Annotated in this window: 23 protein-coding genes, 1 tRNA gene, 1 pseudogene and 1 other annotated feature (1 of these 26 running past the window's edge); of the genes and pseudogenes, 2 read left to right on the top strand and 23 right to left on the bottom strand. The window is 46.5% G+C overall.

Annotated elements, in window-relative coordinates; genetic code table 11:
* Positions 1–62: 62 nt before the first annotated feature.
* The 10 genes from JOC37_RS13700 to JOC37_RS08530 all read right to left on the bottom strand — a co-directional run bounded on the left by JOC37_RS13700 (position 63) and on the right by JOC37_RS08530 (position 7096).
* On the bottom strand, positions 63–167 hold the full coding sequence (locus JOC37_RS13700; RefSeq protein WP_420797288.1) for an ATP-binding protein: 105 nt from the start codon (positions 165–167) through the stop codon (positions 63–65).
* Positions 168–203: 36 nt separating this feature from the next.
* Positions 204–479, bottom strand: coding sequence for a hypothetical protein (locus JOC37_RS08490; protein WP_204617992.1), 276 nt, complete (start codon positions 477–479; stop codon positions 204–206).
* Positions 480–1025: 546 nt separating this feature from the next.
* Positions 1026–1100: transfer RNA gene (locus JOC37_RS08495), tRNA-Thr, on the bottom strand.
* A 63-nt stretch (positions 1101–1163) separates the two neighbouring features.
* Complete coding sequence (locus tag JOC37_RS08500; protein WP_204617994.1) at positions 1164–1715, bottom strand: 5' nucleotidase, NT5C type; 552 nt, start codon at positions 1713–1715, stop codon at positions 1164–1166.
* Positions 1699–2244 (bottom strand): methylated-DNA--[protein]-cysteine S-methyltransferase, encoded by a 546-nt coding sequence (locus JOC37_RS08505; protein ID WP_204617996.1) that lies wholly within the window; start codon positions 2242–2244, stop codon positions 1699–1701. The genes JOC37_RS08500 and JOC37_RS08505 overlap by 17 nt, the downstream gene beginning before the upstream one ends.
* A gap of 1 nt (position 2245) precedes the next feature.
* Entirely contained in the window at positions 2246–3187 is a 942-nt protein-coding gene (locus tag JOC37_RS08510; protein WP_204617998.1) for a DMT family transporter, read from the bottom strand.
* 115 nt (positions 3188–3302) lie between these two features.
* On the bottom strand, positions 3303–4259 hold the full coding sequence (gene cysK / locus JOC37_RS08515; RefSeq protein ID WP_204617999.1) for a cysteine synthase A: 957 nt from the start codon (positions 4257–4259) through the stop codon (positions 3303–3305).
* 88 nt (positions 4260–4347) lie between these two features.
* Positions 4348–5976, bottom strand: coding sequence for a chaperonin GroEL (gene groL, locus JOC37_RS08520; RefSeq protein WP_204618001.1), 1629 nt, complete (start codon positions 5974–5976; stop codon positions 4348–4350).
* Between the two features lie 43 nt (positions 5977–6019).
* Complete coding sequence (groES, locus tag JOC37_RS08525; RefSeq protein WP_204618003.1) at positions 6020–6307, bottom strand: co-chaperone GroES; 288 nt, start codon at positions 6305–6307, stop codon at positions 6020–6022.
* 297 nt (positions 6308–6604) lie between these two features.
* Complete coding sequence (locus tag JOC37_RS08530; RefSeq protein WP_204618005.1) at positions 6605–7096, bottom strand: molybdenum cofactor synthesis domain-containing protein; 492 nt, start codon at positions 7094–7096, stop codon at positions 6605–6607.
* Between the two features lie 80 nt (positions 7097–7176).
* Between JOC37_RS08530 and fdhD the strand changes: the two genes are divergently transcribed.
* Positions 7177–7965, top strand: coding sequence for a formate dehydrogenase accessory sulfurtransferase FdhD (gene fdhD / locus JOC37_RS08535; protein ID WP_204618007.1), 789 nt, complete (start codon positions 7177–7179; stop codon positions 7963–7965).
* Here fdhD and JOC37_RS08540 read toward each other — a convergent pair.
* The 4 genes from JOC37_RS08540 to JOC37_RS08555 all read right to left on the bottom strand — a co-directional run bounded on the left by JOC37_RS08540 (position 7958) and on the right by JOC37_RS08555 (position 11756).
* Complete coding sequence (locus JOC37_RS08540; protein ID WP_204618009.1) at positions 7958–8308, bottom strand: winged helix-turn-helix domain-containing protein; 351 nt, start codon at positions 8306–8308, stop codon at positions 7958–7960. The two genes, fdhD and JOC37_RS08540, sit on opposite strands and share 8 nt — an antisense overlap.
* On the bottom strand, positions 8308–10242 hold the full coding sequence (locus tag JOC37_RS08545; RefSeq protein ID WP_204618011.1) for a molybdopterin biosynthesis protein: 1935 nt from the start codon (positions 10240–10242) through the stop codon (positions 8308–8310). Before JOC37_RS08545 ends, JOC37_RS08540 begins: the two co-directional genes overlap by 1 nt.
* Before the next feature lie 96 nt (positions 10243–10338).
* Positions 10339–11562: a molybdopterin molybdotransferase MoeA gene (locus tag JOC37_RS08550; protein WP_204618013.1), complete on the bottom strand. Its 1224-nt coding sequence runs from the start codon at positions 11560–11562 to the stop codon at positions 10339–10341.
* 14 nt (positions 11563–11576) lie between these two features.
* Positions 11577–11756, bottom strand: coding sequence for a hypothetical protein (locus JOC37_RS08555; protein ID WP_204618015.1), 180 nt, complete (start codon positions 11754–11756; stop codon positions 11577–11579).
* A 265-nt stretch (positions 11757–12021) separates the two neighbouring features.
* On the opposite strand from JOC37_RS08555, the gene JOC37_RS08560 reads away from it, so the two are divergent.
* On the top strand, positions 12022–12219 hold the full coding sequence (locus JOC37_RS08560) for a hypothetical protein (RefSeq protein WP_204618017.1): 198 nt from the start codon (positions 12022–12024) through the stop codon (positions 12217–12219).
* Between the two features lie 67 nt (positions 12220–12286).
* Here JOC37_RS08560 and tatC read toward each other — a convergent pair whose 3' ends face one another.
* From tatC to JOC37_RS08605, 9 genes and pseudogenes are all read right to left on the bottom strand, one after another.
* Positions 12287–13054, bottom strand: a complete 768-nt coding sequence (gene tatC / locus JOC37_RS08565) for a twin-arginine translocase subunit TatC (RefSeq protein ID WP_204618018.1) — start codon at positions 13052–13054, stop codon at positions 12287–12289.
* Positions 13055–13088: 34 nt separating this feature from the next.
* Positions 13089–13907: a formate dehydrogenase accessory protein FdhE domain-containing protein gene (locus JOC37_RS13610; protein WP_204618020.1), complete on the bottom strand. Its 819-nt coding sequence runs from the start codon at positions 13905–13907 to the stop codon at positions 13089–13091.
* A gap of 108 nt (positions 13908–14015) precedes the next feature.
* Positions 14016–15146: an NrfD/PsrC family molybdoenzyme membrane anchor subunit gene (gene nrfD, locus JOC37_RS08575; RefSeq protein WP_204618022.1), complete on the bottom strand. Its 1131-nt coding sequence runs from the start codon at positions 15144–15146 to the stop codon at positions 14016–14018.
* Between the two features lie 47 nt (positions 15147–15193).
* Positions 15194–16006: a 4Fe-4S dicluster domain-containing protein gene (locus tag JOC37_RS08580; RefSeq protein ID WP_204618024.1), complete on the bottom strand. Its 813-nt coding sequence runs from the start codon at positions 16004–16006 to the stop codon at positions 15194–15196.
* A gap of 12 nt (positions 16007–16018) precedes the next feature.
* The gene (gene fdnG, locus JOC37_RS08585; RefSeq protein WP_204618026.1) at positions 16019–19051 is read right to left on the bottom strand and encodes a formate dehydrogenase-N subunit alpha; all 3033 of its coding nucleotides are present in this window, start codon (positions 19049–19051) and stop codon (positions 16019–16021) included.
* A 39-nt stretch (positions 19052–19090) separates the two neighbouring features.
* On the bottom strand, positions 19091–19312 hold the full coding sequence (locus tag JOC37_RS08590; RefSeq protein ID WP_204618027.1) for a Sec-independent protein translocase subunit TatA/TatB: 222 nt from the start codon (positions 19310–19312) through the stop codon (positions 19091–19093).
* 105 nt (positions 19313–19417) lie between these two features.
* Positions 19418–20004: pseudogene (locus tag JOC37_RS08595) on the bottom strand (5-formyltetrahydrofolate cyclo-ligase).
* A 113-nt stretch (positions 20005–20117) separates the two neighbouring features.
* The gene (locus tag JOC37_RS08600) at positions 20118–20549 is read right to left on the bottom strand and encodes an ACT domain-containing protein (RefSeq protein WP_204618030.1); all 432 of its coding nucleotides are present in this window, start codon (positions 20547–20549) and stop codon (positions 20118–20120) included.
* A 21-nt stretch (positions 20550–20570) separates the two neighbouring features.
* On the bottom strand, positions 20571–21869 hold the full coding sequence (locus JOC37_RS08605; protein WP_204618032.1) for a phenylacetate--CoA ligase family protein: 1299 nt from the start codon (positions 21867–21869) through the stop codon (positions 20571–20573).
* 103 nt (positions 21870–21972) lie between these two features.
* Positions 21973–22001, bottom strand: a binding site (T-box leader) (it continues 312 nt past the right edge of the window).

Consider the following 22001-nt stretch of genomic DNA (forward strand, 5'->3'; position numbering starts at 1 on the left):
AGCAGAGCCCTATCCTCCCAGAGGGTAAGAGCCATTATAAGGTTAACCATTATTCAACGGAATTACCCATTTACACAAAATAATTTACACTCCCTGGCAGTATGGGTTTTGCCAACGCCTGGTGGGCCCAACAGTATTAAATTATAGGCCTGTTCCACCCATTGTATATTGTTGAAATATCAGGAAAGGCTTATTAGTTTTAGCTAATAGTTGTCTTTTTCTTGTAATTGAACACTACATTTAGGACAATATATTAACTTTGATAAAAATACTCTTGTATCAAGTCTTGTGTTACATGCTGGACATTTATATTTAAGACTAAAATAAACTCCTGCAAATATAAGTAATAACATCAAGAGGTATCCAATAAATTTAAATTTTGAATTAATAAGGAAAAATGTTGCAGGAATAAGATAAATTGAAATCCAAGACCATGTTCTAAATTTTTTTATTTTTTTAAATTCTTCTATGGTATTCAAAATCTTACCCACCTCCAACAAATGTATCTTTGGTTATGTGATATTCTAAAACCCTCAATCCTAGTTCTTCCCGCTATTATTAAGTCACCAACATTTATATATCAAATACGCCGGTTAAATATCTTCCCTTAAAGATATTATATATTTTCATGTTTATTTTCTCTACATGTTTATATATATATCTTCAATATCTATAATATATTCCCTATTAGCTTACATTGTTTTTTGCAGGATAAAAATCCATTTTTGCAAAATAATTCTGTATGTTTTTGCAGCACCCCATTTACACCCCGCTAAGCCTGACCATGGCCAGCACTTCTAAAAAATGATTGGTCACGGTGGTGTAGCTCCTTGTTGTTCTGTTTTTGCTTAATATCCAGCATTTGCTGCCTTGCGTAAAACCTTTGAAACAAAAATAATGCGGTGATTCGGAAGAAACATTTAAAAGATGTGAAGAAAAGTTGACTTGACAATCAAATGATTGTCAAGTGATTGTCAAAATGAACTTAAAAAAGGGTCCCGGTTTTCCGGAACCCTTGATATTCCTGGAGCCAGAGATGGGATTTGAACCCACGGCCTACGCATTACGAGTGCGTTGCTCTACCACTGAGCTACTCTGGCAATTATATTTACAGCATATTATATGGTACTATCGATATTCTTTATTGTCAAGATTGCAATATTTTAAATACCGGCCAGCAATTTGTAAATATCCCTCCACCAGACGCAGCGTTCTCCCGGCCACCGCCATTTTTGGTTATGGGGGGCTGCAAACAGTATTACCCTTATTCCTGCCGCGGCCAGCTGTACCGCGTTATTATAATTATCTTCCACCATTACATCCACCGCCAGCCGCTGGCATATTTCTACCTTATCATGGCTGTTCAAAAGATGCAGGCCGTGGTAAGGTATTTGGCAGCGGTTCAGCCAGGCGCTGGTGATTTCTTTTAATACCGGGCTGCGGGCGGTGATAATGTGAATCCGGTGATTTTCCCCGGCCAGTTTCTTTAAATATTTGTCTGCGCCGGGGATCAACGGTGATTTTTTTATAATCTTCTCTTCTTTTTCCTTCATTAACTGAATAAAATCTTCCCTTGTTATGTTATAAACTTTAGTAACATCGTATTCAGAAATATCATCCATGGCTATATTTTCACCGGTAAAACGGTTCAGTTCATCCACCAGCAGCGGCAGGTTGTCACATATTGTTCCATCCAGGTCACAGCCAATGATCATTAATTTGATACCTCACAGCCATTATTTTTTCCATTTTAAGCAGTTTCTCTTTCCACTGCGGTTGGCCACCGAAACCGCCCGGCGAACCGTCACGGCGTATTACTCTATGGCAGGGCAGCACCAGCAGCACCCGGTTGGAGCGCAGCGCACCGCCAACTGCCCTGCTGGCCAGGGGATGCCCGATCATTTCGGCAACCTGTTTGTATGTGCGGGTTTCTCCATAGGGTATACTTTTTATACTCTGCAGTACCATGCGCTGAAAAGGGGTACACCAGTCCAGGTCCACCAGGTAATCAAAAGAGCATAGCTGCCCTTCAAAATAGTTGTTCAGCTCACGGGCCAGTTCCGCTATCAATTTATTGGCACCGTCGTCCTGTATCAACGCCTTAGGGTTTCGTTTAAGATACTCTGCCAAAACTGCTGCTGCTTCACCCGGTTCTTTTTGCGGCAGCGTCAAAGCTTTTAATCCCCTATCAGACCAGGATACACCAATCCACCCGGCCTTTACAGGCACTAATTTATATTTCATCTCAACACACCGCCGACTGTGCGGTATTATTTTCACTAACGGCATCTTTTTCTTCTGCCGGCCGGCCCACCACCGAGGTGATGAAGATATATAAACCGGAGATAATAACTATTCCCCCCAGCACCTGCAGTACGGTTGGAACTTCATGAAATATAAAGTAAGCCAGTACGGTGGCTCCCACCGGTTCGCCCAGTATGCTCACCGACACCACCGCCGCCTTTACGTAGCGCAGCGCCCAGTTGAACACCGTGTGACCGAATATGGTAGGCACTATGGCCAGCAGTAAAAACCACAGCCAGGTAAGAGGGTGATAGGGATAAAGGGGCAGTCCCATTGCTAAACTGCACAGCAGCAGTGTAATGGCAGATGCGGTATAAACTAAAATAACATACGAAAATAATGAAAGGTGGGCCCGCAAAGTACGCCCAATTAGTACGTAACCGGCCACAAATATGGCTCCGGCAAAGGCCAGCAGGTCTCCCCACAGAGCCTGCCCCCCCACTTGAAAGTCATTGATGCCGATAATTATACTGCCCAGCAAGGCCATACCCGCTCCCACCAGTCCCCGTCTGCTCAGCTTTTCGCGATATAAAAAATATCCCCCGGTAATAACAAAGAGGGGCTGCATGGTTACCAGCACGGTGGAGCTGGCCACCGAGGTGTAATTTAACGAGTTTATCCAAACGGCAAAGTGCATAGCCAGCAAAACACCGGAAAGGACAGCCAAAAACAGGTCCCTGCTGCCAATACGCCTTAACTCATGGCGTCCGGTAACATAGGTGACAGGGGCCAGCAGCAGTACTGTAAAACCCAGCCGGTAAAAAGCAATAATTAACGGTGGTGCCTCGGCCAGTTTGGTAAAAATAGAAGAAAAAGCCGCCCCTACAACTCCCAGCACCACCGCCAGGTAAGGGTTGATTATTGGTTTATTGCCACTGGTCATCTAACTTTCTCCTTATTCAATTTAGGTGGTTAGGCTAATAATATTGGCTATCGGGCCGGCAATTCCTTTTAAAAGGTCAAAATATTTATTTCTTTAAACCCGCTGCTTTTAACACCTATTGATTGGCTTTAAAGGGCTCTTTGGGGTTAGTTTCTTGAAACAGCCCGGTAGAAAGGTAGCGCTCCCCCGTGTCCGGCAGCAGGGTTACCACCAGTTTATCCCGGTTTTCAGGCCGCCGGGCCACATTAATGGCAGCATAGGCCGCTGCTCCGGAGGATATTCCCACCAGCATTCCTTCTTCCCGCGCCAGCCTGCGGGCAGTATCCATGGCCTGCTGGCCGGTAACTTGAAATATTTCATCCACCAGTTCTAAATTTAAAACACCGGGAATGAACCCCGCACCGATACCCTGTATTTTATGGGCTGCCGGTTTACCGCCGGACAGCACAGGGGATTCCGCCGGTTCCACCGCTATCACCTGTAAATCCGGCTTTTTTTCTTTCAATGTTTTGGCCACGCCGGTTATTGTACCGCCGGTACCAACACCGGCCACAAAAATATCTATTTTACCCTCGGTATCACGCCAGATTTCTTCCGCTGTGGTAACCTGGTGTGCAGCCGGGTTGGCAGGGTTTTCAAACTGCTGGGGAATAAAAGCCTTGGGGTATTGATGGGCCAGTTCTTTTGCCCTTTCTACCGCTCCTGTCATCCCCTTATCTCCGGGAGTCAGCACAATTTGAGCCCCGTATGCCTTCAGCAGGTTTCGCCGTTCTAAACTCATGGTTTCCGGCATAGTCAGCACCAGGCGGTATCCTTTGACAGCACATACCATGGCCAGCCCGATACCGGTATTGCCGCTGGTGGGTTCAATAATCACGGTATCATCATCCACCAGCCCCTGCTCCTCCGCCCTTTGAATCATTGCCGCTGCAATGCGGTCTTTAACACTGCCCCCGGGGTTAAAATACTCCACCTTGGCCACCACTTCAGCTGCAGCACCGGAGGCCATTTTGTTCAAGCGCACCAGCGGGGTGCCGCCAATTAATTCCAGTAAGTTGTTTTTTATGTTCATAAAATCACCACTTTCTTATGGATGTATCATGTGATCCCGTCAAATACGTAAAAACCCTTGCGAAAAACGCAAGGGTTTTTACGTCTATTTACATCATCGGAGGCATTCCGCCGCCCATTGCTGCATCTCCGCCTTTATTATCTTCCGGAATATCGGCCACCAGGGTTTCGGTGGTCAGAATCATAGCAGCAATGCTGGCTGCGTTCTGCAGAGCTGAACGGGTTACTTTTGCAGGATCAACAATACCGTTCTCAATCATATTTTCAAATTTTCCGGTCAAAGCATTGTAACCGATACCTTTAGCTTCACGGCGAACTTTTTCTACGATAACAGAACCTTCTACGCCGGCATTGTTAGCAATTTGACGCAGGGGTTCTTCCAGGGCACGCTTAACCAGCTCGATACCGGTCTTTTCATCCTGCGCATCGGCAGTTAAGCCTTCCAGTGCAGAGATGATATCTACATAGCAGGTACCGCCACCGGGTACAATACCTTCTTCAACAGCGGCACGGGTAGCATTGAGGGCGTCTTCAATGCGCAGTTTCTTCTCTTTCATTTCCACTTCGGTAGCCGCACCAACGGAAATCACTGCTACGCCGCCGGCCAGCTTAGCCAGGCGCTCCTGCAGTTTTTCTCTATCAAAATCTGAAGTGGATTCTTCGATTTGCTTCTTAATTTGAGCAACCCGGGCGGTAATTTTGTCCTGGTCACCTTGACCGCCAACAATGATGGTTTCTTCTTTCTTAACAGTAACCTGGTTAGCTGTACCCAGCATATCAATGGTAGCATTCTCCAGCTTCAGGCCAACTTCCTCGGTTACCACGGTACCGCCGGTGAGGATGGCAATATCCTCCAGCATAGCCTTGCGGCGATCACCAAAGCCAGGAGCTTTAACTGCCACAACAGTAATGGTACCGCGCAGTTTGTTCAGTACCAAGGTGGCCAGAGCTTCGCCTTCCAGGTCTTCGCAAATGATCAGCAGGGGCTTGCCGCTTTGTACAACCTTTTCTAAAATCGGCAGTATATCGGCCACTGCACTGATCTTCTTATCAGTGATCAGTATGTAGGGCTCTTTTAAAGAAGCCTCCATTTTATCGGTATCGGTAATCATGTACGGGGAAATGTAGCCGCGGTCAAAGTTCATACCTTCAACCACTTCTAAAGAAGTCCCAATACCCTGGGATTCTTCTACGGTAATTACTCCATCTTTACCAACTTTATCCATAGCATCAGCAATCAGTTCACCAATGGATTTATCGTTGGCAGAAATGGATGCCACCTGAGCAATGGCCTCTTTAGTTTCAACAGTTTTAGCTTGGTTCTTAATTTCTTCCACTGCTTTTTCCACAGCACGCTCAATACCGCGCTTTAACACCATGGGGTTAGCACCGGCAGCCACGTTTTTCAAACCTTCGCGCACCATGGCTTGAGCCAGTACAGTGGCAGTGGTGGTACCGTCACCGGCAACATCATTGGTTTTGGTAGCAACTTCTTTTACCAGCTGGGCACCCATATTTTCAAAATGATCGGTGAGCTCAATTTCTCTGGCAATGGTTACACCGTCGTTAGTAATTAACGGGGAACCAAATTTCTTTTCTAATACAACATTACGACCTTTAGGGCCGAGAGTTACTTTTACCGCTTCAGCCAGGGCATTAACACCTTTTTCCAGCTTCTTGCGAGCATCTTCACGGAAAACAATTTCTTTTCCTGCCAAAATAATTACCTCCTTTTTAATTGGTATTTACTGGGATAAATAATTACTCTACTACTGCCAAAATATCCATTTCACGCAAAATTAAGTATTCTTCACCATCAATTTTAAACTCGTTACCAGCAAACTTGGAATATAGTACTTTGTCCCCAACTTTTACATCAATGGCTTGACGTTGGCCGTTTTCTAACACCCGTCCCGGTCCAACGGCAATAACTTCTGCCTGCTGGGGTTTTTCCTTCGCAGTATCCGGCAGAACAATGCCGCTCTTGGTTACCTCTTCGCTGGGCAAAGCTTTAACTACCACTCTGTCTCCTAATGGTTTAATAGCCACAAATACCCCTCCTTAATATTGAAAGATATTTTTTTTACTCATTACTAGCACTCGCTTAAGCCGAGTGCTAACATCCAGGTAATATAATATAGAACTAAAAAATCAAAAGCAAATACCCTTGAGGGAAGAAAACTGCATATATTTATCAAAATTGAAAATTAGGGGAATTTAGCTTTTAATTTCTCAGTCTATATTATATTTACCTGGATTTCTATTAAATTGTAATTTAACATTTATAATTCTTACCTAATAATTGTCTTATTATACTAATAAAATAAAAAAATTCCATTTATATAACTATTCCTTGCCGCATTCTCCACCCCGGCCGGATAGTATTTCTAACCCGTGCGGCAGTACCGGCAGTACAACTGACAGGCACTCCCTCACTCCCCTGGGACTGCCCGGCAGGTTGATAATCAGCGTTTTACCGCGAATACCGGCAGCCGCCCTGGATAACATGGCTTTGGGAGTCTTTTTTAATGATTCCATGCGCATGGCTTCCGTAATACCGGGTGCTTGTTTTTTTATTACCTCTATGGTGGCTTCCGGCGTATTATCCCGGGGGCCAAATCCCGTCCCTCCAGTGGTAAGCACTAAATCCAGTTCCAGCCTGTCACAGCAGTGAAATAATTCTTCTTTGATGACATCAAAATCATCGGGAATGATTTTATAGTATTTTACTTCCCCACCGATCTCCTTTACCATTTCCTTAATTACCTCACAGCTTTTATCCTCGCGCTCACCCCGGGCTCCTTTGTCGCTCATGGTTAAAATTCCCACTTTGATCACTTGCATCACCTCTTGGTATGTACATTGTAAAGTTTATTGAGTTAAAATGAAAGAAATGAACTTTTGCCGGGAGGTTAAAAATGAGCCAGCTAAAAAACTTTATTTCCCTTCCCATCACCAAGGTTGTTAAAGATAGGACTTACCCGCAGGATGACCGAGTTGTACAGGAGGTTCCGGTAACCCTTTTTTTAAACGATGAAGAATTTGTCACCCTGGTTTGCTCCCCACAACACCTGCGGGAATTGGCAGTGGGATTTCTCTGCTCCGAAGGCATTTTACAGCAGCCCTCTGATTTACATTACCTTTCTGTAAATGAAAAAGAAGGCATTATTAAAATTAACGCCACCGCCGGGCAGGCCGAAAAGCAGTTTCTGAAACGGTATATTACATCATGCTGCGGCCGGGGCCGCTCATCCTTTTATTTCATCAACGATGCCCGTTCCATGTCCCGGATCAACTCCCACATTTCCATCACACCTTATCAAGTATGGAATCTCACAACCCAACTGGAAAGCATGTCAACCCTTTTCCAAAATACCGGCGGGGTACACAATGCCGCACTTTGTACCCCGGAGAATGTGGTTGTCTTTTTTGAAGACATTGGGCGGCATAACGCGGTGGACAAAATCTTTGGCCACTGCTTTTTAAAAACTATCCAGATGAATGATAAAATACTGGTATTCAGCGGCCGCATATCCTCAGAAATATTAATTAAAGTGGCTAAAATGAATATACCCATTTTGGTTTCCCGTTCAGCACCCACAGCACTGGCAGTAAACATGGCCAATGAACTGGGTATGACGGTGGTGGGGTTTGCCCGGGACAACCGCTTTAATATTTACACCAACCCCCGGCGGATAATCATTTAACGATGAAATTATCTTTAAAAATTTCAGTTATGGCATCGTCCACCTGCTGTTGGAATTTATAATACCGGTTGATTAATTCCAGGGCAGAAGGTGTTAATGATGCACCCCCGCCCTGGTCCCCCCCTACCTTGGTCTCTACCAGTTTAACGTTCCATCTCTCCTGGGCCTTTTTTATTTTTCCCCAGGCTGCCCGGTAAGACATACTCATTTCCCGGGCAGCGGCGGATATCGATCCTGTTTTATGAACCAGCTGCAAAAGTTTAAACAATCCCTCACCAAACACCGTGCCGTCCCATTCCAGCCAAACTTTATACCTTACTTTTAAACGGCTCGGCTCAATCATTATTCGTCACCCTGGCGCCACATAACTTTACCACAATCCCGCAGGTCGTATCCACCCAGGCCCTGCACATGTTGTTGAAATTCCGGTAAAGCCATTACTTTCAGCAGCCGCTGGATAACAGGCTGATCCCAATATTCACCCGGTATGCACAGGTCATATCTTTCTTCCACCACCGGAATGAAGTCTAAACCCAGCGCTTTAGCCGCTGCCTTAATTCCTAAACCGGCATCAGCAGACCCGCTGGCCACCGCAGCGGCCACCGCCATATGGGTATACTCCTCATGCTGGTAGCCATGTATTTTACCGGGATTGATACCCAATTCTTTTAGTTTATAATCCAGCAGGATGCGGGTGCCGGCACCGCGCTGGCGGTTAACAAAGCGGACACCCGGTTTAACCAAATCAGCCAGCCCGCCAATATTTTTCGGGTTACCCTTGGCCACCATCAATCCCTGTTCCCGGTAAACCAGGTTAACCAGTACGATATTTCTACCGGGCAGCAGCCGCTTGATGTAAGAAACATTGTACTGCCCCGTTTCTTCATCTAAAAGGTGTGAACCGGCACAGTGGGCTTCTTTACGTTTTAGGGCGGTCAATCCCCCCAGGCTCCCCACGTGGGCAGAAGACAGTGTGGCCTGGGGATAAAGCTTGCGCAGGTAATTGGCCAATATATCCAGCGCTATATCGTGACTGCCGATAATTACCGTGGTTTCATCTATTTCTTCCATCGAGCGGATTAAGTCTATCTGTACAGTTTCACCGGCTTGATACCCTTCCTTGTTCCGGGGTACTTTCAGCATCCCGTCTGCCCTTACCACAGACATAATCATCCCCGCTCCACGGGAGATGGGGGTGGCAATGGTTTTGTCTCCCACCCGGCCCAACTTTACCCTTACAAATTCTTCCACTCCCAGCGGGGTAACCAGTTTACGGGAAATGGTGGCCGTCGTTTTGGACACTGCCGGGGGCACAATGCCCAACTTTTTATACACCAGCGGCTTGACAAAAAGTTCGCTGGCAAGAACTGCCGATACCGGGTAACCCGGCACACCAATCACCGGTTTGCCTGCGACTTCCCCCAGTATTACAGGTTTGCCCGGCTTGGTGGCCACCCCGTGGGTAAGTACCTTACCCAGCTCCCGTACCAAGTCCACCGTATAATCTTCCCTGCCGGCGGAGGAGCCGGCATTAATTACCACTATATCCGCTTCCTTAACAGCCTTTATAATTTGACTTTTTAACTGTTCATAATCATCCACCGTTATCTCCCACCGCAGCGGTGTGCCGCCCCACTCCCTTATATAAGAGCCCAGCACCCGGCTGTTATATTCTATTATATCCCCCGGCTTCAGCCGTTCACTGCCGGGCTGTACCAGTTCGGTTCCGGTGGGCAGCACTGCCACTTTAGGCCGGGGATGAACAGCTATTTTTGTAACTCCACCGGCCAGTATACCCCCAATGTCTACCGGGCGGATGAGATGATTGCCCGGCAGAATCATCTCAGTGGCCACCACATCTTCACCAATTACCCGCACGTGCTGCCATGGTGCCACGGCAGCGGTAATTTCTATTAATTCCGGGGTTATGAAATGCACATCTTCAATCATTACCACCGCATCGTATCCCTCTGGTATGGGATCACCGGTGTCCACCATCACTGCCTGTTCACCCATTTTTAACTGCTTGGGGGCAGTTTCGGAAGCGCCAAAGGTATCCAAAGAGCGCACAGCTACCCCATCCATGGCCGAGGCATGGTAGTGGGGGGATGAACAGCGGGCATAAATGGGTTCAGATGTAACCCGGCCCAGGGAATCTTCTACATTAATCATTTCAGATTTGCCGGGATTTAATGCCCCAATTTCGCTTAAATAACAAATATATTCTTCCAACGCCTGTTCCCATGGTTTGTCATCCAGATAAACGTCACGTTTCATTTTCCATTCACCTATCCATCCTGAAAAAATGTTCACTCCTGCAAATGGCCGCCGGAGTTTTCATACTCTGATGGTACTGCATGCGGCATGAGGGTTTTAAAATAACTTCACTTCCAAGTATTCCCCTGCTTCCACCCCTTCTTTTCCTTCCGGTATACGGGCGATACCGTCTGCCTTAACCATGGTACTGATTAAACCGGATTTACCCAGTACCGGTTCTGCATACAGTTCACCCTGCCGAACATAAAGACGCACCCGTAAAAAATCTTCCCTTCCGGCAGCGGAGCGCATGTTGCGGGTCACCCTGGCTCTTACAAATACTTCTTTGGACGTATGGCTATAACTGCCCCAACGCACCAGGGGATCTACCAGCAGGTTGTATACAACTATGGCTGAAACCGGATGCCCGGGCAGGCCGAATACCGGTTTGCCATCCACCACTGCACCAATGGTTGGTTTGCCCGGTTTGATATTTATACCGTGAAACAGCACACCCGGTCTACCCAGTTCGTTTATTACCTTGGCACTGACATCTCTAACCCCCACCGAGCTGCCTCCGGATACCAGCACAATATCGTTTTCATTTATAGCAGCAGATATGGTTTCTTTTAATGAATTAAAATTATCCTCCACAACACCGTACAGTTTAGGAATTCCCCCACCCTGCTGCACCAAGCCGTACAGGGTATATGAATTGATATCCCTTACCTGCCCCGGACCGGGAACAGTTTCGGGATTAACCACTTCATCACCGGTGGATATAATACCCACCGCCACTTGGGGCATTACCGGCACTTCGGTAACACCGATGGCCGACAGTATGCCCAGATCCTGGGGCCTAATGCGGTGACCGGCAGTTAAAACCACACCACCGGCCGGTACATCTTCGCCGCGGCGCACCATGTTTTCTCCCGGTGCCACCGGCCTGGTAACTCCTATGGTCCTTTCATCCAGTTCTTCAGTGTACTCCACCATCACCACTGCATCAGCACCGGCGGGCAGCATGCCGCCGGTGGGAATGGCCCAAGCCTGTCCCTCTATTAATTCTCCGCCCGGTGTTTTCCCCATATGTACCTGGCCAACTACATCCAAGTAGGCAGGTAAGCTTTCCGAGGCTCCAAAGGTGTCCCTGGCTTTCACCGCGTAACCATCCATGGTAGAACGGTGAAACCCCGGCACATCCTCCCGGGCAGTGATATCGACAGCCAGCACTCTTCCCAGGCTGGATAAAAGGGGGACCACTTCAAAAGGTTTTTGTCTGATATTTTTATTCAGCAGTTCCCTGGATTCAGCTACCGTCAATACATTAAATAGGTCCATTTACCCGCCTCCGGTTAAAAACAGCCTAGCTCACAGTTCTTAATCTTTATCTTTAACTGGTCTGCCGCTTCACCTACCACCCGCGGTGCTACTTTTAATTCCTCAGCCAATTTACGGGCCCTGGCACAAGAAAGGCTGTTATCTTCAGCAGCCCTGCGCACCGCTTCAAGAATATTTTCCGGTATGTTACCCATTAGCTTAACCCCCTCAATTTCCAAAATGATGGTATTAAATTTATTAAATTTTAATATTTCATACTAAACATAAAATTTCCTGCCAAGTAAACCAAGTTATGCTTTATTAAAAACATAGTGTTGATAAGGTGCTTAAAAGCAGGTTATTGTTATTTAATCTTAAATTTGTGCTTTAAAACAAAAAAACCTTTCACTTTCGGAAACAATGGCGTATACTAAATATAAAAGCTAGTGATAACTTTCTCAATCCCTGGAGGTGAGTTGCATGAATTTAAGCCGTACCATTGAAATGCTCAAGCTGGCAGGTATTAAAGCCATGCCGGTTCCAGGCACAAGTAAGTATAATATAACCCTCCCCAGCGGTAAAGTAGCTACAATCAAAGAAAAACAATTGATCCAACTGGCTAATAAAGCCGACAATAACCCGCAAAATCTGAAAAAAGCAATTGAAAGTGCTGTTTAAACCGGCATTATGTATAAAAAGCAGAAAAACCTTGACCCTTTGTTACAGGCCAAGGTTTTTTTATAGTTTAACCTTCACTTTCTTCCGGTTCGCTTTCTTCCTGCTGTTTTGCTTTCTTACGCTTGCGCCATTCAATAAACCTCACTATCTGGGCACTGATTTCGTACAGTATTATCATTGGTGAAGCCATCAATAGGGGTGTAATCATGTCTGGTGTGGGAATAATAGCTGCTGAAATAACCACTGCTATCAAAACAGCATATTTACGTTTTTGGGTCATGAATTTATAGCTGATTAACCCCAGTTGGGCCAAAAACAATGCCGCCAGCGGCAGTTCAAAAACTAACCCAAAGGGCAGTAAAAATTTAATGGTAAAAGAAATATAATTGCCTATGGTAATCATGGGCAGCAGTTCCGGGCCGCCGAATTCCATTAAAAATTTAATCCCCAGGTGATATACTCCAAAGAACCCAAATAATATGCCGGCAATAAACAGCAGGTATGATATGGTGATAAATAATGTAAAGTAAACCCTCTCCATTTTACGCAGGGCTGGAATAATAAAGCCCCAAAACTGCCACAGTATTATCGGCAGGGCAGCCAAGAAGCCCAGGAAAAAAGAGAGTGATATTTTAGTCATCAATGCTTCGGTCACATTGATGTAAACCATTTGGTTGCCGGTTTTGGAAACCGGCTCTAAAAGTATTTCCAGAACACGGTCTGCAAATACCATGCAGGCTATTGCCATTACAAAGGTCGAAGCGAGGGAAATAATTAGTACCCTTCTTAATTCTGCTAAATGTTCTACCATTGTCATTTCTGTATCCTGTGACATCCAGCGACCTCCTTTTGTCTTTCAGCAAAGAGCCTTAAGCACGGTATCTTTTGTTTCCGCACCGGTAACCTTCACTGTTAGCAAGCCTGTCAAAATCAGCAGTAGCAAGATCTTCACAAAATAAGTCTACTTCACCACATTGGCGCTCGTCAACTGTTTTTATATAACTTTTGCATTGATCACACAGGTAAAGCCTGTATTGTTTTTTGTCTTCAGGCATGATAAAGGATATTTGGGACGAATCTTTACTGCCGCAAAAGGGACATCCCAGGCGGTTAAAACGCCATTCCGACTCACAGCGGCCGCAGTACAATTTTCTGATACCGGCATCACCGGTTAACTTGGCCATTACCGGGCTGTCCCCGCATACCGGGCAGTAACCTTTGTCCCATCTTTCAATATCCAGCTGCGGCATAATGCAGGCAGCAAAACCGCTGAGTAAAATCCTTGCCGTATTGTCAGCCAAAAAGTCCATCATATCCCGCGATATATTTAATTTTTCAACCCATTTCAGTTTTTCGCCTTCCACATCTTTTATTATAACACCAATTAAATTTGACACATCCCCTTTACTCAACCCATTTATTCGGGAAATAACTTCTTCTGACAGGGGTTGTGGCCCGGGCTGCCACTTCAGGCAGGCCCGGACCACACCCATGAAAACATCGCTAAATAATTTTACATCTATCTCAGGCTGCAGCTGGCTCAGCACAGGTACACCCAACAGCCAGTTTTCTTTAATTTTACCCGTCACTATTTCTTTCCACCCTACGGAGCTTACTTTGTCTTCCAGCTCCAGTAATTCCAAATAAAAGTTAGCCAGCCTGTTTTTATTTATTTTTGAATTCTCCACCGGCACCCCTCCCTTAGTTTCACTGCGTCTGATCCATAAATGCTCACTGGTGCCAAAGAGCGCCTGTTTTTTCATCCCTGTCGGCACCAGGGGCTGCCCTGAAAAATATTACGCCGTCTCCTGTTCTTCATGGCGGCCCAAAATGTTGAAATTTTCTGCAATAAACAGGTATACCAGCACGCCGCCGGAAACTAAACCTATGGTTACCGCCCACTCCATCCAGGATGGAAAGTAGCCGGGCCCCAGGGCTTGGTACATGCCGGTAATTACCACGTTCATGCGGTTAATTACTAATCCGGCAGCAGTTAGCACACCAAAGGTCACCAAACCGGATCTACCGGCACTCCACGGGGTAAAGCAGATGATTATCGGTATAATTACACCAACAATCATTTCCAGCAGGAACATGTTGGATTCCAAACCCCCGGCAAATACATAACCAAAGGCATCGCGGTTTACCAGGTCAATGATTTTTAAGGCCAGGTAAATCACCATCAACACGCCGGCAATGCGGATCAGGCTGCGCAGTATATTGTCTTCCACACGGTGTCCCAGTGCCCTGCCGGCCAATGTGGTCTCGATGGTTACCATAGCCGGGCCAACAAAGAACGATGACATCAAGAAAAACAGAGGCAGCAGCGGCGACCACCACAACGGGTGCAGTTTACCCACTTCAATCACATACAGGCCCCCCAGCGAAGACTGGTGCAATGTGGGCAGCAAAACACCCAGGATCAGCATTACCGGCATAATTTTCTTCAAAGGCTTGTGCCAGGACTTAGCAACCCTTTCGGTGGCAATTTCTCCAAATTCAATCACCTGCACCAGGGTATACAGCGAAATACACCAGAACACTTCGAACAGCACGCTGTGGTAACCCCATGATACAAAGGGACGCCAGAAGTTAAACCACCGGCCGATGTCCAGGAACAACCCCACCATCACCAGCAGGTACCCCAGCAGTGATGTCAGCATGGCACTGCGGGCAATAACGTTAAACTTGTTATAGTGCAGTATGTGTACCAGCAGCGCGGTGCTGTAACCACCGCCGGCTAGAGCAACACCGGTCAAAACGTCAAATCCAATCCACAGCCCCCAGGGCCATCTGTCGTTTAAGTTTGTTGTAGTTCCCAACCCGGTGGCTAAACGGTAAACAGCAATGGCTGCCGCCAGAGCCGCCAAGGCTATTAACACCTTTCTCACCGCAGTGATTTTAAAACTCCACTTTTGAGCTGCCATTATTCCAACCCCCCCAATAACGGAATGCTCGTATTAATACCCGCCATCTATGCACTTATATTCTTATCCTGCCCTTGTTCTTTGCCCACCTCACCACGCCGCTTGGTGTAGAGATACATCAAAGTAAGAAGCCCACCCCACGCAGCAATTACCGTGGGAGTCCACTTTAAATAGTCATGGGTATACTCCGGCAGCGGTCTCTCGGTTACACCCGTTCGGAAGCCAAAGGTTTCAAAGGGCACATCAGAAATGTACAGCCAGTTTGTACCACCTGCTTCTTTTTCTCCATAAACATGTTTCACATATTTGGGGTCACCGTTAATACGGTTCCAGGCTTCTTTCAATATTTCATCACGATTACCAAAAATCATGGTGTCGTTCGGGCAGCTGTCCACACAGGCAGGTTTCTGACCGCGGCCAACCCGGTCATATCTGCCATTGGGATCAAAGCAGTATTGGCATTTGGAAATCAGCGGGAAAACTTCATCCCACTCGTACTTAGGTACATTAAAGGGACAGGCCAGCATGCAATAACGGCAGCCCACACATAAATGCGGGTAATATACCACCGGCCCTTCGGCAGTCTTTTGCAGTGCTTTGGCAAAGCAGGCCGAAACACAGGCCGGTTCCAGGCAGTGCAGGCACTGCATTTTAGCAAACCGCATTACATCTTGACCATCCTTTTTAGTTACCCGGTGCTGTACAACGGTATAGGTATTACCGTCAGTTTTACTTGGAAAAGTGAGGTTGTTATCAAATTCAGGTATACCCGCAGGCAGGTCGTTCCACTGCTTGCAGGCAGTTTGACATGCCTTGCAGCCGGTGCATCTGGTTAAATCTACCAAAACGCTTAAAGTCAACAATCACACCCCCTAGGCCTTTCTAATATTACACATAAACGCCTTGGACTCTGGAATGCTTGTGTTGCCGTCACCCACTGCCGGAACAAGATCATTGGCAACAGGCCCCGTGACTATACCCTGATAACCAAAGCACCAGGGCATACCTACTATTTCCACCTTCCTGCCGTTAACGATTAACGGTTTAACAACCGGCAGTACCGAAGCCTTACATTTGATTTTCCCCCGGGCGGTTTCTACCCACACATCATCACCGGGCTTAATACCTTTTTCCTTCGCCAGTTCCTCAGAAACAGATACATACATGTAAGGCCCGATTTCCGCCAGTGTGGGGCAGCTGCGGGTGACCGCACCGCTTTGATAGTGTTCAATTGTACGGTGAGTGGTGGCCACAATGGGATAGTTAGGATCACCTAACTCTGCCAGCTTGGCCCAATCGCCTTTGAACACGTTGGCACAGGGAGCGGCTTGCTGCTTAGATATTATGTTTTCAGTGGGGCTCTCCATGGGCTCGTAGTGCTCCGGAAAGGGACCATCAACGGGACCGCTGGCAAACAACCGCCCGTGACCTTCCGGCAGCATGATAAAGGGTGCTGCCCCCGATTCCCGGGGCGGTTTGCCACCCCCAAAGTCAGGAACGTCATGGCATATCCATTTATTCCCGTCCCACTTAAACAGCGCCCGTTCCGGATCCCAGGGATTACCATCCATATCAGCGGCACAGCGGTTGTAAATAATGCGGCGGTTTAACGGCCAACTGAAGGAATACTTCAGGAAGGACCCGAGGCCGCTGTCTTCCCTGCTGCGGCGCTTGCAATTGGGAACATTTAAATCCTTATCTACAGCCATATAACCGGTATAAATCCACATACCGCAGGCAGTGGAACCGTCATCCTTCAGCTTCCCAAAGCTGTCCAGCGGCTCATTTTTGCCAATTTCGTAACCGTTAATCTCCACCGCCACTTTTTCCACATCCGGCTCATCATGGCCAGGTATATCATAATCCCAGTTCATTTTTAAAATGGGGTCCGGAAACCTGCCGCCACTTTGATATTCTTTACGAATCGCTTTAAATAATCGGTCAGCTATCCACAGGTCGCTCTTGGCTTCCCCCGGGGGATTCACTGCCTGGTAACGCCATTGAATCCAGCGCCCGCTGTTGGTAACGGTGCCCTGCTTTTCATAAGAAAACGCCGCCGGCAGTAAGAAAACTTCAGTATTGATATTTTGGGGATTTACACCGGGGGCATGCCAGAATGCCGCTGTCTCCGTTTCAAACAGGTCAACAACCACCAGCCAGTCCAGTTTTTCCATGGCTTTACGCTCGTAACTGGCACCGGGCCCACCAACAGCCGGGTTTTGTCCCCAGGCTAAAAATCCCTTTATATTACCGGCCATCATTTCCTGGAAAATACCCATATGGGTGCGGTTTTTGCCGTCCACCTTGGGCAGCAGGTCAAAACAAAAGTCATTTTCTTTAGCGGCATGCTGACCATAAAATGCTTTTAACAGGCTAATTAAGAATTTAGGCTTGTTTTTCCAGTACCCGGAAGCAGGCGTTTCCCTTTCGATATAATCCTGCAGATTCTTGTGTTTTGTGGCATTGGGTACACCAAGATAGCCGGGCAGCAGGTGACTGAGCATGGCCAGGTCAGTGGAACCCTGCACGTTAGATTCACCACGCTGGGCATTGACCCCGCCGCCGGGTCTGCCGATGTTGCCCAACAAAAGCTGCAGCATGGCAATTGCGCGAACATTCTGAGTTCCGGTGGTATGCTGGGTTATACCCATGGCATAAATGATGTTTCCGGATTTATTGGGTGCACCGGTAGAAGCAAAGGTTTCACAAACCTTGCGATACACGTCCTCCGGAATACCGGTGATATTGGAAACAGTTTTGATATCGTAACGGCTGACATGTTTTTTCAGCAGCTGGAATACACAGTTGGGATGTTTTAAGGTGGGATCCTTTTTAATGGTTTCTCCATCTTTCTGATACTGCCAGGTAGCTTTATCATAGGTTACCCTGCCGTTCTTCTCACCGGCACCGGAAAACAAACCGTCATTAAAGCCAAATTCCGGGTTAACTAAATAACTGGCATTTGTATAGTTAACAACATATTCCTTATGATAGAGATTGTTTTGTATGGCATAGTTCATAATACCCAGCAGGAATGGAATGTCAGTACCGGGGCGATGGCGGGCAAAAATATCTGCATATACAGTGGACTTAGTTAAGCGGGGATCAACCACAATCAGCTTAGCACCCCTGTTCCGCTTCGCTTTACCAATCCAGCGCATGGATTGCGGGTGGTTCTCAGCAGAGTTGGAGCCAATCATCAAGAACACATCTGTGTGCTGGTAATCCACAAAGTGATTCGTCATAGCGCCACGTCCAAATGAGTTGGCCAGACCGGCCACCGTGGTGCTGTGTCAGAGACGGGCATGGTGCTCCATGTTAATAATGCCCAAAGCCCTAAACATTTTGTGCAGCAGGTAGTTTTCCTCATTATCCAGCGATGCACTGCCAAGGGCACCAATGGCCGTGGTACGATTAACGGTAATACCGTTTTTATCCTTTTCTTCAAAGGTTTCATCCCTGGTTTTTTTAATCCTTTTAGCTATTCGAGCCAGCGCTTCATCCCAGCTTATTTCCTGCCACTGGGCAGCACCGGGTGCACGGTATAACGGCTTGGTAATACGCCTAGGGTTGATTATTCTCCTTTTGTGTTTTCTGTTTACCACATTATAAACATCGATAATTCCGTTGCCCTTGGGGCAAAGTGTACCTTCATTAATGGGATGATCGGGGTCCCCTTCAGCAAAAACAATTCTCTCCCCATCAGAATATAACAGGATTCCACAGCCGCATCCACAGTAGGAACATACAGTGAAAGTCTCTTTCAATTTTGTCAGTTTTGCAGCCAGGTTACCGTTCGCCGCAGTTTGCACTTCTGAGGCTGCAGCAGGTGCAGCAAACAAAGTTAAACCTGCTGAGCCCAAACCAATATTTCTAAGAAATTCGCGCCTGTTTAATTTTCTCATAATAAACCATCAACCCCCCTTAATCACCATCGTTAAGTGCTACTTAGCATCATTATTTTTATTTTCCTTGGCAGGCTTTGCTTCAACCACATTCTCTTCTTTCTTATTATCGTCTTTTTCTGCAGCAGCACTCTTAAATTCACGAATGGACTTGCCCACAGCTTTTCCTACATCAGGTAGCTTACCGGGGCCAAAAATAATCAGTACCACAATTAAAATCAATAATAAATGCATCGGCTGCAAAAATCCTGATCCAAACATTTCATTTCCCTCCCTTCCAAGACTTTTTAACCTGGTAACCTCGGTAAACTACTTAGAGTTAAATATTCTATTTAACTGTAAATTATTACTTTCGTACACGGGTTATTAATTCTCTCCGCCGGTGTACAGTACTTCTTTTTCAGTTACCAGATAATGCACCCTTTGATCGTGAACTTCAGCTGTAGCGGATAAGTCGTTTACCACTTGAAAATCGTAGCACAGGGCAACAAACAAAGTTTTAGAAGCACACCGTGGTAAAAAGCGATCATAGTACCCGCCACCGTAACCCAGGCGATTTCCACTGCTGTCAAAAGCAATCCCGGTATTAAAACCATATCTATCTCTTTGGGGTTTACCGGCCTGAGAACCGATGGCTTTGGTTCCATAATCCCGTATGAACCAGGTGCCAAATCAGCAGCTGGATCCTTTATTAACGATGGTACAATTTTGTTCTGTTTCTTTACCACATACGGAACAGCCACTCTCTTGCCCTGGGCCAATGCCTTTTCCACCACCTGCTGCGTTAAGACTTCATTTCTAAAAGCCATATAAGTCATCAGCAGGCGGGCCTGTTCAAAAGCATACATATTAAACAGGTTGTCTTGAATTTTTTGACTGCGAAACAGAACTTCATCGGGGGATAGGCTTTCTCTTTTAATTAAAACTTGCTTTCTTATTTCTACTTTGTTCATTATAAATCCTTCTTAACCATTTTTATTTTTTTCTAAATTATCTGTCAATATTTTTAGCCTGCTTTATTGCTGTAGAAAAAATATCCCCCTAAAAGGGGAAAAACATTTTGAAATTACAAGCTGTAAACTTGTCTGCTGGACATTAAATTAATTCCTTTATCCTGTAACACTTTAATTGCTTCATCCAGCCGCTCCACCCTAAATACCACCAGCGCCTTTTCCGGGTCCTTCTGTACAAAGGCATATAAGTACTCAATGTTGATACCGGTATTGTCCAGGGCCCGCAGGGCTTTACTCAGCGCGCCGGGCTGGTCATTCACTTCCACAGCCAACACCTCTGTTGAACTAACCACAAAACCGGCATCGCGCAGTACGGGCATAGCTTTTTCCGGCGCGTCAACAATAAGGCGTAATATGCCGAAGTCAGTGGTGTCGGCAATGGAAAGGGCTCGAATATTAATATTATTTTCTCCCAGCACTTCCGTTACCCTGGCCAGCCGGCCGGTTTTATTTTCCAGAAAAACTGATATCTGCTGTACTTTCATATTATCGCCCCTCCTTTCCTATTACTTTGGACGCTTGTCAATAATACGTTTGGCTTTACCCTCACTTCTGGGTATTGATTTGGGTTCCACTAATCTAATTTTAGCAGAAATGCCCAAAACACTTAATACCCTGGCCCTAAGTCTTTTTTCTAAATCCTCCAGGCCGCGCACTTTATCCGAAAACATCCGGTCAGACACTTCCACCCAGATTTCCAGGTCGTCCATGGTACCTTTTTTATCCACCACCAGTAAATAGTGGGGCTCAGTTTCACCAAACTCCAACAGCACACTTTCCACCTGAGACGGAAACACATTAACTCCCCGGATGATCAGCATATCATCTGTACGACCGGTTACCCGTTCCATCCTTATCAGGGTACGGCCGCACTCACATTTATCTGCATATAAAACAGAAATATCCCTGGTACGATAACGCAGCACCGGAAAAGCCTCTTTGGTTAAAGAAGTAAACACCAATTCCCCTCTTTGCCCATAGGGCAGCGGTTCCCCGGTTTCCGGATCGATAACTTCCGCTATAAAATGATCCTCATTAATGTGCAGTCCCTTTTTATACCGGCATTCACAGGCCACACCGGGGCCCAGCACCTCCGAAAGCCCGTAAATATCCACGGCAGTTATATTCCAGCTTTCTTCCAGCTGCCGCCGCATTTCATTGGACCATGGTTCCGCTCCGAATATACCGATCTTTAATTTTATCTTTTCCCAATCCACACCGCCGGCATGGGCCTCTTCAGCCATGTACAAAGCATAAGTGGGTGTACAGGTTAGAACGGTGGTGCCAAAATCCTGCATCAGCATTAATTGTTTGGCAGTGTTGCCGCCGGACATGGGTACAACTGCAGCCCCCAGGGTTTCCGCACCATAGTGAATTCCCATACCACCGGTAAACAGCCCGTACCCGTAAGCATTCTGCACCACATCGTTTTTGGTCACCCCGGCCATTACCATTGAACGGGCTATTAAATTACCCCAGATTCTTAAATCGTTTTTAGTGTAACCCACCACCACAGGTTTACCGGTGGTGCCGCTGGAACCATGTAATCGTACCACATCTTCCATCGGTACGGCAAACATACCAAAGGGGTAGGTATCCCGGAGATCCTGCTTGGTGGTAAAGGGCAGGTGTTTTATATCTTCCAGAGTCTTAATATCTCCCGGCAAAAGCCCCTTTTCTTTAAACCTCTGCTGATAAAAGGGTACTTCATTGTAAAGACGTTTTACCAGCGCCTGCAGTCGTTCCAACTGCACCTTTCTGATCTGCTCCCGTGACATGGTCTCATATTCCCTTTGCCAGTACATAAGTTTTCCTCCTTAACTATGGTTTCTTTTTCATGCTGAAAACAATATTTCTGTGTTCAGCTGCCTGTTTTTAGTACAAAATAAAAAGCCCCTTCATCCTCCTGTTAGGGACGAAGAGACTCGCGGTACCAC

Source organism: Desulforadius tongensis (assembly GCF_016907915.1).
Classification (GTDB): Bacteria; Bacillota; Desulfotomaculia; order Desulfotomaculales; family Desulfohalotomaculaceae; genus Desulforadius; species Desulforadius tongensis.

Excerpts from the sequence above, each read along its gene's own strand:
- tatC (WP_204618018.1), bottom strand. The coding sequence starts at position 13,054 with ATGTCACAGGATACAGAAATGACAATGGTAGAACATTTAGCAGAATTA.
- cysK (WP_204617999.1), bottom strand. The coding sequence starts at position 4,259 with ATGAACATAAAAAACAACTTACTGGAATTAATTGGCGGCACCCCGCTG.
- JOC37_RS08545 (WP_204618011.1), bottom strand. The coding sequence starts at position 10,242 with ATGAAACGTGACGTTTATCTGGATGACAAACCATGGGAACAGGCGTTG.
- JOC37_RS08540 (WP_204618009.1), bottom strand. The coding sequence starts at position 8,308 with ATGATTGAGCCGAGCCGTTTAAAAGTAAGGTATAAAGTTTGGCTGGAA.
- JOC37_RS08505 (WP_204617996.1), bottom strand. The coding sequence starts at position 2,244 with ATGAAATATAAATTAGTGCCTGTAAAGGCCGGGTGGATTGGTGTATCC.
- JOC37_RS08600 (WP_204618030.1), bottom strand. The coding sequence starts at position 20,549 with ATGAAAGTACAGCAGATATCAGTTTTTCTGGAAAATAAAACCGGCCGG.
- JOC37_RS08605 (WP_204618032.1), bottom strand. The coding sequence starts at position 21,869 with ATGTACTGGCAAAGGGAATATGAGACCATGTCACGGGAGCAGATCAGA.
- JOC37_RS08560 (WP_204618017.1), top strand. The coding sequence starts at position 12,022 with ATGAATTTAAGCCGTACCATTGAAATGCTCAAGCTGGCAGGTATTAAA.
- JOC37_RS08590 (WP_204618027.1), bottom strand. The coding sequence starts at position 19,312 with ATGTTTGGATCAGGATTTTTGCAGCCGATGCATTTATTATTGATTTTA.
- fdhD (WP_204618007.1), top strand. The coding sequence starts at position 7,177 with ATGAGCCAGCTAAAAAACTTTATTTCCCTTCCCATCACCAAGGTTGTT.
- JOC37_RS08510 (WP_204617998.1), bottom strand. The coding sequence starts at position 3,187 with ATGACCAGTGGCAATAAACCAATAATCAACCCTTACCTGGCGGTGGTG.
- JOC37_RS08550 (WP_204618013.1), bottom strand. The coding sequence starts at position 11,562 with ATGGACCTATTTAATGTATTGACGGTAGCTGAATCCAGGGAACTGCTG.
- JOC37_RS08500 (WP_204617994.1), bottom strand. The coding sequence starts at position 1,715 with ATGATCATTGGCTGTGACCTGGATGGAACAATATGTGACAACCTGCCG.
- JOC37_RS08555 (WP_204618015.1), bottom strand. The coding sequence starts at position 11,756 with ATGGGTAACATACCGGAAAATATTCTTGAAGCGGTGCGCAGGGCTGCT.
- nrfD (WP_204618022.1), bottom strand. The coding sequence starts at position 15,146 with ATGGCAGCTCAAAAGTGGAGTTTTAAAATCACTGCGGTGAGAAAGGTG.